Origin of the sequence: Halomonas sp. KO116, from assembly GCF_000734975.2 — a bacterium.
Lineage (GTDB): Bacteria > Pseudomonadota > Gammaproteobacteria > Pseudomonadales > Halomonadaceae > Vreelandella > Vreelandella glaciei.
The window spans coordinates 2,891,963-2,905,410 of sequence record NZ_CP011052.1 but is presented as its reverse complement, the minus strand read 5'-3'; the positions used below and the strand labels follow the sequence as shown (position 1 = coordinate 2,905,410).

Below are 13,448 nucleotides of genomic sequence, written 5' to 3'. Positions count from 1 at the left end.
GCTGCCGGGGCAGCCGCTAGTAGTTAGCAACTTTCAGATAAAATTACCGTTACAACAGCGCGTCGAGCTTCTCTTTTAGCAAGCCATTCACCTGTTGCGGATTGGCGGTGCCACGCGATGCTTTCATTACCTGACCGACAAAGTAACCGATCATTTTGCCGCGTTTTTCCGGCTCCGAATCACGATACTGGGCGACCTGGGCGGGACTGTCGGCGATCACTTGATCAATCATCGCTTCAATCGCGCCAGTATCCGTTACTTGTTTGAGCCCTTTAGCATCAATAATATCGTCGGCGGACTCGCCCTGGCCATTCCATAGCGCCTGGAAAACCTCTTTTGCCGCTTTGCCGTTGATGGTGTCGTCCAGCACGCGACTGATCAGCTCGCCTAGCTGGCGCGCCGAAATCGGGCTGTTGGCAATGCTCAGGTTTTCGCGATTAAGGGCGCCGGAAAGCTCGCCCTGTACCCAGTTAGCCGACTGTTTGGCATCGCCACACTCGTTATGCACGGCCTCAAAAAACTCGGCCATATCGCGGCTGGCTGAAATGACATTAGCGTCATAAGCAGAGAGGCCCAGCTCGTTTTGGAAGCGTTCGCGCTTATCGGCAGGCAGTTCAGGCAACTGGCTGCGTAAGTGATCCAAGTAGGCTTGATCAAGCACTACCGGCAGCAGGTCAGGGCAGGGGAAGTAGCGATAGTCGTTGGCTTCTTCCTTGGTGCGCATGCTGCGGGTTTCATCGCGATCTGGGTCGAATAGGCGCGTTTCTTGAATCACGCTGCCGCCATCTTCGATCAGTTCAATCTGCCGCTCAACTTCAAACGCAATCGCACGTTCGACGAAGCGGAAAGAGTTAACGTTTTTAATCTCTGCGCGCGTCCCAAAGGCTTCCTGGCCTGTGGGGCGTACTGAAACGTTAACGTCGCAACGCATTGAGCCTTCCGCCATATTGCCGTCAGAAATGCCCAGGTAGGTGACGATCGAGTGAATCGCCTTGAGATACGCCGCGGCCTCTTTCGCGCTACGCATATCGGGCTCTGAAACGATTTCCAGCAGCGGTGTGCCCGCCCGGTTCAGGTCAATGCCGGTCATGCCATGAAAATCTTCATGCAGCGACTTGCCGGCATCCTCTTCAAGATGAGCATGGTGAATGCGGATACACTTGGTGCTGCCATCTTCCAGGGTAATCTCAATGTCGCCAGGCCCCACGATGGGGTGGTGCATCTGGCTGGTCTGATAGCCCTTGGGTAGGTCGGGGTAAAAGTAATTCTTACGGTCAAACACCGACACTTCAGCGATATTCGCATGTACTGCCAAGCCGAACTGGACGGCCATCGCCACCGCCTGTTCGTTAAGCACCGGCAATGCGCCGGGCAGGCCTAAATCGACCGCGCACGCTTGGGTATTAGGCTCAGCACCAAACGCCGTTGAGGCACCGGAGAAAATTTTTGAACGCGTTGCGAGCTGAACGTGGACTTCAAGCCCAATCACGGTTTCCCATTGCATTAGGCGTACTCCTCGGCAAAGGCAGGACGTTGTAGGTGCCAATCGGTCGCTTTTTGAAACTGGTGAGCGACATTCAGCAACTGCGCTTCGGCAAAGTGGGTGCCAAGAATTTGCAGCCCCACCGGTCGACCATTGGAAAAGCCAGCCGGTACGCTGATGCCGGGGATGCCCGCCAGATTCACCGCGATGGTGTAGATGTCCTGAAGGTACATTGATACGGGATCTTTTTTAGCGCCTAGGTCGAAAGCTGGCGTGGGAGAGGCCGGGCCCATCAGCACATCCACATCTTCAAAGGCGTCTAGGAAGTCCTGGCGGATCAGGCGGCGTACTTTTTGCGCCTTGGTGTAGTAGGCGTCAAAGAAACCTTCCGACAGCGTGTGGGTGCCGATCAGGATGCGCCGCTTGACCTCTTCACCGAAGCCTTCAGCCCGCGAGCGGGTATACAGATCAATCAAATCGTGGGGATTGTCGCAGCGATGGCCAAAGCGCACACCGTCGTAGCGCGACAGGTTCGAAGAGGCTTCGGCAGGGGCGATAACGTAGTAAGCCGGAATCGCATAGTGGGTGTGCGGCAAGCTGACCTCGCGCACCGTCGCGCCCAGGGATTCGTACACTTTCACTGCTTCGCGGACGGCCTTTTCAACATCGGGATCTAAGCCATCGCCAAAATATTCTTTAGGTAGGCCAATCTTTAAGCCTGAGAGCGGGGCGTTAAGGCTTTCCACATAATCCGGTACGCCGCGGGTGACGCTGGTGGAGTCGCGTCCATCGTGACCGGCAATAACGCCCAGCAGGTGTGCGCAATCTTCGGCGCTGCGCGCCATGGGGCCTGCCTGATCAAGGCTTGAAGCGTAGGCAATAATGCCAAAGCGTGAAACACGGCCGTAAGTAGGCTTTAAACCAGTGATGCCGCAAAACGCCGCCGGTTGGCGGATGGAGCCGCCGGTATCGGTGCCCATGGCGGCAGGTACCAAGCCAGCCGCGACCGCTGCCGCGCTGCCGCCGGAGCTGCCGCCCGGCACCGCGGTCAAATCCCAAGGGTTTTTGACCGGGCCGTAGTAGCTGTTTTCGTTGGACGAGCCCATGGCGAACTCATCCATATTGGTTTTGCCCAGACTAATCGTGCCCGCTGCGTTCAGCTTTTCAACGACGGTGGCATTGTAGGGGGCGATAAAATTATCCAGCATTTTTGAGCCGCAACTGGTTTTTACATCGCGAGTACAAAAAATATCTTTAAGGGCCAGAGGAATGCCTACCAGCGGCCCTGCAGTGCCCGCCGCCCGGGCGTTATCGGCTATTTCAGCATGCTTCAGCGCTTGCTCAGCGGTCACGCTGATAAAACTGTTCAATTTGCCGTCAGCTTTTTCAATGCGCTGCAAATAGTGAGCGGTCAGCTCTCGGCTTGAGAACTCGCCGCTTTTTAAGGCAGCAGCGAGTTGCGTTAATGTTTTCTCATACATGACCCGGAAGCTCCGTTCAGGGGCGAAAAAAAGAGGCGGTGTGGGTGGCTCGGGTTAGCTCGGCAACGTTGTTATTCAACGACGCGAGGCACCAGATACAAGCCGTTTTCCACTGCCGGAGCACAGCGCTGAAAAGTGTCGCGCTGGTTAGATTCGGTGACTTCATCGGCGCGCAGTCGCTGGGTTGCATCTAAGGGATGGGCGAGCGGCTTAACGCCTTCAGTATCAAGGCTTTGTAGCTGGTCGACCATGTCCAGAATCCGGCTTAGGTCTTCTACAAAGCCGCTGGCTTGGTCATCGCTGACGGCGAGTCGGGCCAAGTGAGCGGCCCGGCGCACATGAGATTCTTCAAGCGCCATGATCGATATTCCTCGTAAACGTAATTGAACAATATCCGCTTTAAGCGGTATACATACCGATATCAAAAAAACGTCTTGTGTCGCAGACGTGGAAAATAGCCGCAAAAGGTACCACATATTGGCCTTAACGGGCAGTATTAGGCACGACTCGTGCTTGCTGCCAGGGGGTTGCGGTGATACCGTTTGCATCCGCACAGGGTTCCCGGTCTGCACTAGGTAACAACATCCATGTTTAAACGTTTAAGGGGGCTGTTTTCCAGCGATCTATCGATTGATCTGGGTACGGCCAACACACTGATTTATGTACGCGGTCGCGGCATCGTGCTTGATGAGCCGTCCGTGGTTGCTATCCGTCAGTCAGGCAATATGCGCAGCGTCGCGGCAGTCGGTACTGATGCCAAGCGAATGCTGGGGCGTACGCCTGGCAATATTACGGCAATTCGGCCGATGAAAGATGGTGTGATTGCCGACTTCACCGTCACCGAGCAGATGCTTCAGCACTTTATCCGCAAAGTGCACCAGAGCACCTTTTTAACCCCCAGCCCACGTGTGCTGGTATGCGTTCCTTGCATGTCAACGCAAGTCGAACGTCGGGCGATTCGTGAGTCAGCGGAAGGTGCTGGTGCTCGCGAGGTGTTCTTGATTGAAGAACCCATGGCCGCGGCTATTGGTGCGGGTCTTCCGGTTGATGAAGCGCAAGGGTCGATGGTGGTCGATATCGGTGGTGGTACCACTGAAATCGCGATTATTTCACTTAATGGCGTGGTCTATTCCGAGTCTATCCGGGTGGGCGGCGACCGCTTTGATGAAGCGATCACCGCTTACGTGCGTCGTCACTACGGTAGCTTGATTGGTGAAGCGACGGCTGAGCGCATCAAAGAAGAGATCGGCTGCGCCTACCCAGGGGGTGAGCTACGTGAAATTGATGTGCGTGGCCGTAATCTGGCTGAAGGTATCCCGCGTAGCTTTACGCTCAATTCCCACGAAATCCTGGAAGCCTTGCAGGAAACGCTGGGTTCCATTGTGGCAGCGATCAAAAGCGCGCTTGAACAGTCGCCCCCCGAGTTGGCGTCCGACATCGCCGAGCGTGGTTTGGTGTTAACGGGTGGCGGTGCTTTGTTGCGCGATCTGGATAAACTCATTGCTGAAGAGACAGGTTTGCCGGTGATTGTGGCGGAAGATCCGTTGACCTGCGTTGCTCGTGGCGGTGGTAAAGCGCTGGAAATGATTGATCAGCACACCTTTGAGTTGCTGTCGAGCGACTAATCGCAGCGGTTAATTGCAGGGGGGATTGCCTATTAAACCGCTGTTTTCGCACGGGCCACTGCCGGGCTATCGGCTGTTTTTTTGCGTGTTGGCTGCTAGTGCTTTGATGTTTGTCGATCAGCGTTTCACGCGTATGGAACAAGTGCGTGCGCAACTATCGACAGTTGTTGCCCCTGTCCAATGGGTGGTTAGCGTGCCTAGTGACCTGTTGAATTGGGGGTCGCTGGCGCTTTCTGATCAACAGGCACTGGTGGATGAAAACCGGCGTTTGCGTGAGCAGATTCTTACCCTTTCCCATCGTGGTCAGCGAATGGCGAATTTAACAGCGGAAAACAGTGAGCTGCGCGAATTGCTGAGGGCCGCTGAGCGTCGTGATATTCCTTATATCACGGCGGAGCTTTTATCGCTGGATAATGACCCTTTTAGTCATCAAATGGTGGTCAACCGTGGGCATCGTAACGGCGCCTACGTGGGGCAACCGGTTATCGATGCCTCTGGTTTGGTGGGGCAAATTACCGCTGTCTCTGCCTACTCCAGTCGCGTTCTGCTATTGGCGGATGCCAGTCATGCCTTGCCGGTCCAGCTAAACCGTAATGGGTTACGCTTTATTGTTCAGGGGGCTGGGCGTTACAGCAGTGTTAATGTGATGCATGTCCCCGATACGGCGGATATTCGTGAGGGTGACTTGCTAACCACTTCAGGGTTAGCGGGGCGTTTCCCGCCGGGGTACCCCGTCGCACGCGTAACAGAGGTTTTCCACGACCCTGGACAGCCCTTTGCGCGTGTAACGGCCGAGCCCATGGCGCAGTTACAACGCTCGCGCCACTTCTTGCTGCTTTTCCCGCCTCCGCGTGTGGAAGTGGAACAGCATGCATGGGATGAAACGCTGAATATCTCGGCAGAGGCGTTACGCTCCTCGCTACGGCTTGCTAATCCCGATCAAGAGGTGCCCTGATGGCGCGTGCACCGGTTGTGCCTATTTTAGCTATTTGGCTAAGCCTGCTATTGGCGTTATGTTTGCAAGTCATGCCGCTGGCCGATGGCTGGCAGGTATATCGGCCTGAATGGCTGGGACTTATGCTAATTTACTGGTGTATGCGAACTCCCGATAGAGTCGGCGTTTTTCATGGCTTTGTACTAGGCATTTTGATGGATTTAATTGAAGGCACCGCGCTGGGGCAGCATGCCCTCATCTATTCGCTCTTAGCGTTTCTTTGTGCATTGGTATACCCACGCTTCCGGGCTTATTCACTGGTACAACAGTCGGCTCTCGTGTTGGTGTTGCTCGGCTTAGTGCAGCTCGTCGCGCAGTGGCTGCGCACCATCGTGGGTGATTTTTCGATTCACCTGGCCTTTTTAATTCCCTCGCTGATCAGTGCACTTTTATGGCCGTGGCTGTCTACCATGTTCCAAGCATTTGAGCGTCGGTTGGCCGCTTCATGACTGCGCCTGTCTTATGCTTAGCGTCTGCCTCACCACGCCGTCGGGCCTTGCTGGAATCTATTGGTGTGTCTGTCACGGTTCACCCCTGTGGTATTGATGAGACACCGCTGGTTGGTGAGTCGGCTCAAGCGTATGTACAGCGCTTAGCGATTGCCAAAGCCAAGGCGGCAACCCCCCTTACTGACTTACCTACGTTAGGTTCAGACACCGCTGTCGTCGTTGATGGACGAATTCTAGGTAAACCGGTGGATGCCGAGCAGGGGGCTGATATGCTGCGGCTGCTTTCTGGTAGGCAGCATGAAGTGTTGACCGCCGTGGCGGTGAGTGGGCCTGAAGGTATGCTCTCCTGCGGCGTGACCACCCAGGTGACCATGCGAGAAATAGAAGCACATGAGATTGCTGCCTACTGGCGTACCGGCGAGCCCGCTGATAAGGCAGGTGGGTACGCAATACAGGGATTAGCAGCCATATTTGTAAAACAGATTCATGGCAGTCATTCGGCGGTGGTAGGGCTACCACTGTTTGAGACGACGCACTTGCTACGCCGACAGGGAGTCCCCATCTGGCAGCGCATTTAACTCCCCTTGGATGAGAGCGCCGCCTAGATCGCTGGCAAGGAATACGTCAACCAATAAGGAATTTTGCATGAGCGGTGAAGTTCTCATCAATTTAACGCCAATGGAAACCCGCGTCGCGCTGGTTGAAAATGGCGTTTTGCAAGAGGCACTGATCGAACGTTCCCGTCGGCGTGGTATCGTGGGCAATATCTACAAAGGCAAAGTAGTGCGTGTGCTGCCTGGAATGCAGGCTGCTTTTGTTGATATTGGCTTAGAGCGGGCGGCGTTTATTCATGCCCATGAGGTAATGCCGCCTGGTACGCCCCCAGATGAGCAGCAAACTATCGGTCAGCTGCTTCACGAGGGGCAGGCGCTGGTGGTCCAGGCCACTAAAGATCCTATTGGTAGCAAGGGAGCGCGCTTAACCACGCACCTGTCGATCCCTTCCCGTTATTTGGTCTACATGCCGGAATCGCCACACCATGGCGTATCGCAGCGTATTGAAGATGAGCGTGAACGCGAGCGCTTAAAGACACTACTGGATAGCAGTGTGGCAGAGCAAACGCTGGAAGTGACGGGCGGCTTTATTGTTCGCACCGCCGCTGAAGGGGTGGGCGATGAAGAACTGAAAGGCGATATGTATTTCTTGTTGCGTCTATGGCGCAAGGTGAGTGAGCGTAAAGTAACCGCGACGCCACAAAGCGTGATTTATGATGATTTACCGCTCTTTATGCGTACGCTACGTGACGTGATGCGCGACGATATCGAAAAAGTGCGTATCGACTCACGAGAAAACTTCGTCAAGTTGGTAGAGTTTGCTGAAGAGTTTATGCCCGATGCGGTCGAGCGTATTGAGTACTACCCCGGCGAGCGCCCCATCTTTGATCTCTACAGCGTCGAAGATGAGATCCAGAAAGCCTTGGGGCGTAAGGTACAGCTCAAGTCTGGTGGCTATTTGGTCATTGACCCCACTGAGGCCATGACCACCATTGATGTGAATACCGGTGGTTATGTGGGGCACCGCAATCTTGAAGAGACGATTTTCAAGACCAATCTTGAAGCAGCGACGGCGATTGCTCGCCAGCTTCGGCTGCGTAATCTGGGCGGCATTATCATTATCGACTTTATCGATATGAGCGATGTTGAGCATCAGCGCCAAGTGTTGCGGGTATTGGAAAAAGCCTTAGAGCGCGACCATGCTAAAACCAAGTGTACCGGCGTCACCGAGCTTGGCCTTGTTCAGCTTACCCGGAAACGCACCCGGGAGAGCCTAGAGCAAACGATGTGTGAAGCCTGTCCTACCTGCAGTGGACGGGGGACGCTGAAAACGCCAGAAACCGTCTGCTACGAAATCTTTCGTGAGATTCTGCGCGAAGAGCGTGCTTATAGCGCTGAAACTTATATGGTGCTTGCCTCGCAGTCAGTCGTTGATCGTCTATTAGATGAGGAGTCAGCTGCGGTAGCAGACCTGGAGACATTTATTAATAAAACGATCCGCTTCCAGGTTGAACAGCACTACTCCCAAGAGCAGTACGATATTGTGTTGATGTAATCATGCTGACTCGTTCGCTGGTGCGTTGGAGTTTGCTAATAGTGGCCTGGCTTCTGGGCAGCACGGCCGTGCTGCTGTTGCTGCTCCGTCTGGCGATCAGCCAATCCGATACCCTTACTCCCCGCATCGAAGCGCTCCTTGAAGCACGCATTGGCGTGCCGGTAACCATCGAACGCCTATCACTTGCTCTCGCCCGAAATGATCTGCTGCTACGCCTTGATGGGATAAACGCGGAAACTCCCGATGGGCAAGCGCTGTTTTCCCTTGAACATGCAGGACTGCGTTTGGATACCTGGGCGTCGCTTGTCAATATGGCGCCGATTTTTAGCGATGCGCGCATCAGCGGTATACAGTTTCACCTCTATCAAGGTTCGGGGGCGGCTTTGGCGTGGCCCGAGCCCGCGGAGTTACCGCTACTGATAGCGGCAGACCCTGACGTGGACCTGGCTACAATTGATAGCTGGGCGGGCTTGATTTTGCGCCAACGTCTGTGGGTGGATGACACTCGCGTAGTGCTGCATGGTAAGCAAGATACTGTGATGCTGCATGCTCAGACGCTGCTGCTGACAGGTGATGAGCGGCGAACGCGGTTAGAGGGTGCTATCAATATCGCTCAATCGATAGAGCAGGCTCGCGATAGAGACCTTCCTGCGGCGGAAATGAAGGTGGAGATGCAGCCCGGCCGACGTGGTTTTAGCGATTTTTCGGCAGCACTGCAGCTGGATATTCAGCTTGATCAATTAGTCGTGCTGGCGGATATGTTCCGACCTGATCATGCCGCTTATTTAGAACAGGCCGGGGGCAGTGCTCGACTATGGGGGCGTTGGAGCGCCGGGCGCATTGAGGAAGCCCGTGTTGCCGTCGACGTTCCACAGTTAACGCTACGCCACCAAGTCCAGTACGCGGTGTTAAGAGACATTAAGGCCAATGGCTTGTGGCAGCGCGACGGCGAAGGGGGCGAGGCGTGGCTAAGCGGCGACGCTGATAGCGTAGAGTGGGCACAGCCACCTGGTGGTAATGTAGGGCCCGCATTGCCTCGTTACTGGCACGCTACCCATCAGCCGGGACAATGGGAAGTGCGCACCAGTGCCTTTGAGCTCGCCTCACTGACCGCTTGGCGCGACTATGTATTGCTCCCTGAGTCCGTGACGCGAGTATTGCAAACCCTCGCCCCCCGAGGGCAGGTCGAGGGGTTGCACGTTGGGCAGCAGGATGGTCGCTGGGGAGTAGATGCAGCGCTCACGGGCGTGGAGGTGTCGCCTTGGCAGCAGGCCCCAGGCGGCGGCCCGTTGGACGCCTGGGTACAGGCGCGTGATTTTCGCGGCCGCGTTCTGTTTAGCAGTAATGGCGATAGTGCCCTCTATTTCCCCGAATTCTTTGCCGCTCCCATGCAGTTAAGGCGTGCCGAAGGGGAGGTAGAGTGGGTATACGATGGCCCTAATACCATGGTGAGTGGCAAGAACCTCAGCGTTGACTGGGATGGCGCTCAGGTGTCGGGTGGTTTTGGTTTAGTCACCGGTAATCAGCGTGGCCATTTTGGCTTAGATCTAGATTTTAGTGAGGTGGACGCGCTAGATCGACCACTGGCTCAGTGGCTGCCGCTTAGCGTGATGGGTGAAGGGCTACGCGATTGGCTGCTCAACGATATCGGTGGCTATGTCACCGAGGGGTCGTTACAGCTAAGCCAACCCTTAGGAAAAACGGTAACCACTGAGGATTTTACCGCCACACTTGCGCTGGCAATTACACAAGGCCATTTGCCGATTGCGCCAGGCTGGCCACGTCTTGATGACGTTGAAGGTCGTCTAAAATGGCAAAATAAGGTGTTAGAGGCTGAAGTTGAACATGCCCAAAGCCATGGCGTTACTGCTTCAGAGGGTGAAGTGGTGATGGAGAATAAGATACTTAATCTATCGGGTCAGCTGCAGGCGGATGGTTCAGCGTTAACGACCTTTTTACAGGCGATGCCCGATATTGACCTTTCCCCACTGAGTGATTTGCGCGTAACGGGCGATATTAATGGCGATATTGCCTTGTCGCTACCGCTGGAAACGCCTGATGCGCTGCAACTGGAAATCAATGCCTTGCCACGCTTCTCCGAAGTGGTTTACCAGCCGTTGGGTTTACGGCTTCAGTCGGTCCAGGGTGATCTCGCTTGGCTGCAGGACGGAGAGAGCAGCGGGCTGGTGGGTGACGCCAGTGGCCAACTGCTAGGCGGGCAAATAGCCGCCGATATTCACACCCAAAACGACAGGATACAGTTGCAGGGTAATGTAGCGACCTCTGCACTTTTTGAGCTTGCTGGATTAAATGACAGCCAAGGGCGTCTGCCGTTAGAAGGGCAGCTACAGTGGCAAGGCAATGTCAGCTTAATGCCCACGCCAATCCTGCGCCTGGAAAGCCGTTTACTCGGTGTCACCAGTTATTTACCGGCACCCTTTGCCAAGTCGGCCCAGCAGCCATGGCCCTGGAGCGTGACGGCTGACATTGAAGCGGGACAGATCGAAAGCCGTTTGGCTGATATTGCTTCCGCGCGACTTCAGCAGCGCAATGGCTCTCTTGCCGGGTCGCTATATCTAGGCAATGAGGCAACGCGCACGCACACTTGGCCTACGCAGGCCGGGTTAAGCATTGATGCCGATATACCGCGTATTGACCCGCTGGCTTGGCAGCAGTCGATTGCACCGTTAATGGCAAACGGTGCGTCTACGCCCAGCAGTGGTAACGGCCAGGTGCCCTTAACGGTAGCGTTAACGACACCCTGCGTGGTTTATCAAAATGAGTGTTTAGGCAGTCTTAGTGCCACCGGTGGCATGAACGATGACCTCATTGATATGGATTTAAGCGGAAATCTTGTGACCGGGCGCTTACAGTACAATGCACAATCGCCGCAGCCCTTGGATATGACGATTGAAGCGTTGTCACTTGATCGTTTGCTGGCGTTAGCTAACAAACAACATGACAGTGATGCGCCTACGCCGGACTCCTGGATGCAAGCGGTTAAAACCCAGCGCGAGGCGCCAGCCGCCATTCCCGATTGGCTGGCCGATGTGCCTAATGGGCGATTACGGTTAGCCGAAATTTCCATGGGACCACGCCGTTTCGGTCCGTTGACGGCCTACTGGCAAACCGATGGAGAGCGCTTTTCTCTCACTCCGGTTGGTTTGACCTTGGGCCAGCTCTCCGCGCGAGGCGAGCTGCACTGGGAAGGTAACGCCGCTTCCAGTCACACCCGTGCGGATATCTCAATTCAAGGCGGGGATATCGGCACCGCCCTTGAGCGCCTAGACCAGCCTGTGGTCATGCGCAGCCGCAGCACCGATGTGGTGGCCTCGCTGGATTGGCCGGGCGCCCCCTGGCAACTGGCGTTAAGACATGCCGATGGCTATATCAGCACCGACATTCGTGATGGCAGCTTCGTTACCCTGGAATCGGCACCGGCGCGCTTAATCGGCTTGCTCAATTTCGATAACATCTTACGACGGCTGCGCTTGGATTTTTCTGACGTTACCGGCGAGGGCACTGCATTTGACCGGGTCAACGGTACCGCCGATGTAACCGGTGGACTGCTAATACTTCGCGGCCCATTGCAAATTGACGCCCCGGCCACCACCCTAACGTTGACAGGCAACGTCGATCTTGTAACGCGTGAACTTGACCAGCGGCTTGGCGTCACACTGCCAGTAACACAAAGTTTGCCGATCGCGGCCATTGCCGTTGGTGCGCCCATCGTCGGCGGCGCGCTATTCCTCGCCGATCAACTGTTTGGCGACGCCCTAGATCGCGCCACAACGCTTCATTATCGCGTGCGAGGCCCTTGGACCTCGCCGCAGGTTACTTTAGAAGGCCCCCAATGACCGCATATAAAAGTGATGTAGATACCGCTGCAGCCATCCTGTTAACTCCCGGAGGGTTGGATTTAGACGCTCTGGAAACAGGGCTAGGCTACGCCATGGGCGCGGGTATTGACTACGCCGACCTTTATTTTCAGCGGACTTGGCAAGAGGGCTGGGTACTGGAAGATAGCGAGGTAAAAGAGGCCAGTTATAATATCGATGGTGGTGTCGGCGTGCGTTCGCTGGCGGGTGAAAAGACTGGTTTTGCCTATTCCAATCAAATTACCGCCGATGCATTAATGGATACCGGCCGCACCGCGGCTGGCATTGTGCGCAGTGGTAAGTGCTTGCCTGGGCAACTGGTTAGTCCGGTGTCCGCTATGTCGCGCTATGCAGGGATTGATCCCTTGGCTGGCCTGAGTGCTGAAGAAAAAGTCGCCATGCTGAAACAGGCTGACCGTGTGGCGCGTGCTGCCGATCCCAGTATCAGTCAGGTGAGTGCCTCCTTGTCGGGCACCTATGAAGTGGTGTTGGTGCGGGCGAGTGATGGCACGTTGGCAGCCGATATTCGTCCACTAGTGCGCTTCAATGTCAGCGTGATTGCAGTTAAGAATGGGCGTCGCGAACGCGGCAGCGCCGGTGGCGGCGGTCGTTACTCCATGGCTAAACTGCGCGATGATCAAGTGGCAGAGCATTACGCCATAGAGGCTGTGCGTCAGGCATTGGTCAACCTGGAAGCCGTCGATGCACCCGCAGGGCAAATGCCCGTGGTGTTGGCATCCGGCTGGCCGGGGATCTTGCTGCATGAAGCGGTAGGGCACGGCCTGGAAGGTGATTTTAATCGCAAGGGCAGTTCCGCCTTTGCCGGCAAAATGGGCGAGCGCGTGGCCGCTAAAGGCGTCACTATTGTCGACGATGCGACGATAGCGGATAGCCGTGGCTCCATGAGCGTGGATGACGAAGGGACGCCGGGTCAGTATACGCCGCTTATTGAAGACGGCATTTTAACGGGCTATATGCAGGATAAGCTCAATGCCCGATTAATGGGCATGGCACCCACAGGAAACGCGCGGCGTGAATCTTTCGCCCACTTGCCGATGCCACGCATGACCAATACGGTCATGCTGGCTGGTCAGGATGAGCCTAGCGATATTATTAAAAGCGTTAAGCGTGGCATTTATGCGGTCAGCTTTGGCGGCGGCCAGGTGGATATTACCTCGGGTAAATTCGTGTTCTCCGCCAGCGAAGCCTACCTCATTGAGGATGGCAAAGTGACGGCACCGGTGAAAGGAGCCACGTTAATTGGTAACGGCCCAGAAGCGATGCAGCGGGTATCCATGATTGGTCATGATATGGCGTTGGATACTGGTATCGGCGTGTGCGGTAAAGAGGGGCAGGGCGTGCCGGTGGGTGTCGGCCAGCCCACCCTGAAATTGGATGAGCTGACCGTTGGCGGCACGCAGTCTTAAAA

10 protein-coding genes are annotated in these 13,448 nt (G+C 55.5%); 7 read left to right on the top strand and 3 right to left on the bottom strand.

Annotation, left to right across the window (positions count from 1 at the left end; all coding sequences use genetic code 11):
• Positions 1-49 precede the first annotated feature (49 nt).
• From gatB to gatC, 3 genes are all read right to left on the bottom strand, one after another.
• Entirely contained in the window at positions 50-1,504 is a 1,455-nt protein-coding gene (gene gatB / locus KO116_RS13450) for an Asp-tRNA(Asn)/Glu-tRNA(Gln) amidotransferase subunit GatB (protein WP_035566383.1), read from the bottom strand.
• Positions 1,504-2,964, bottom strand: coding sequence for an Asp-tRNA(Asn)/Glu-tRNA(Gln) amidotransferase subunit GatA (gene gatA / locus KO116_RS13445; protein ID WP_035566380.1), 1,461 nt, complete (start codon positions 2,962-2,964; stop codon positions 1,504-1,506). Before gatA ends, gatB begins: the two co-directional genes overlap by 1 nt.
• A 71-nt stretch (positions 2,965-3,035) precedes the next feature.
• Complete coding sequence (gene gatC, locus KO116_RS13440) at positions 3,036-3,323, bottom strand: Asp-tRNA(Asn)/Glu-tRNA(Gln) amidotransferase subunit GatC (RefSeq protein ID WP_008958637.1); 288 nt, start codon at positions 3,321-3,323, stop codon at positions 3,036-3,038.
• A 228-nt stretch (positions 3,324-3,551) separates the two neighbouring features.
• On the opposite strand from gatC, the gene KO116_RS13435 reads away from it, so the two are divergent.
• From KO116_RS13435 to tldD, 7 genes are all read left to right on the top strand, one after another.
• Entirely contained in the window at positions 3,552-4,589 is a 1,038-nt protein-coding gene (locus KO116_RS13435; RefSeq protein WP_008958638.1) for a rod shape-determining protein, read from the top strand.
• A gap of 25 nt (positions 4,590-4,614) precedes the next feature.
• A complete protein-coding gene (gene mreC, locus KO116_RS13430; RefSeq protein WP_035566376.1) occupies positions 4,615-5,544 on the top strand; it encodes a rod shape-determining protein MreC in 930 nt (309 codons plus the stop codon).
• Positions 5,544-6,032 (top strand): rod shape-determining protein MreD, encoded by a 489-nt coding sequence (gene mreD / locus KO116_RS13425; protein WP_035566373.1) that lies wholly within the window; start codon positions 5,544-5,546, stop codon positions 6,030-6,032. The genes mreC and mreD overlap by 1 nt, the downstream gene beginning before the upstream one ends.
• Positions 6,029-6,610, top strand: coding sequence for a Maf family protein (locus KO116_RS13420; protein ID WP_035566370.1), 582 nt, complete (start codon positions 6,029-6,031; stop codon positions 6,608-6,610). Before mreD ends, KO116_RS13420 begins: the two co-directional genes overlap by 4 nt.
• Positions 6,611-6,677: 67 nt before the next feature.
• Positions 6,678-8,141: a ribonuclease G gene (gene rng / locus KO116_RS13415; protein ID WP_035566367.1), complete on the top strand. Its 1,464-nt coding sequence runs from the start codon at positions 6,678-6,680 to the stop codon at positions 8,139-8,141.
• 2 nt (positions 8,142-8,143) lie between these two features.
• Complete coding sequence (locus tag KO116_RS13410; protein WP_035566365.1) at positions 8,144-11,998, top strand: YhdP family phospholipid transporter; 3,855 nt, start codon at positions 8,144-8,146, stop codon at positions 11,996-11,998.
• Complete coding sequence (gene tldD / locus KO116_RS13405; RefSeq protein WP_035566364.1) at positions 11,995-13,446, top strand: metalloprotease TldD; 1,452 nt, start codon at positions 11,995-11,997, stop codon at positions 13,444-13,446. Before KO116_RS13410 ends, tldD begins: the two co-directional genes overlap by 4 nt.
• The last annotated feature ends 2 nt before the right edge of the window (positions 13,447-13,448 follow it).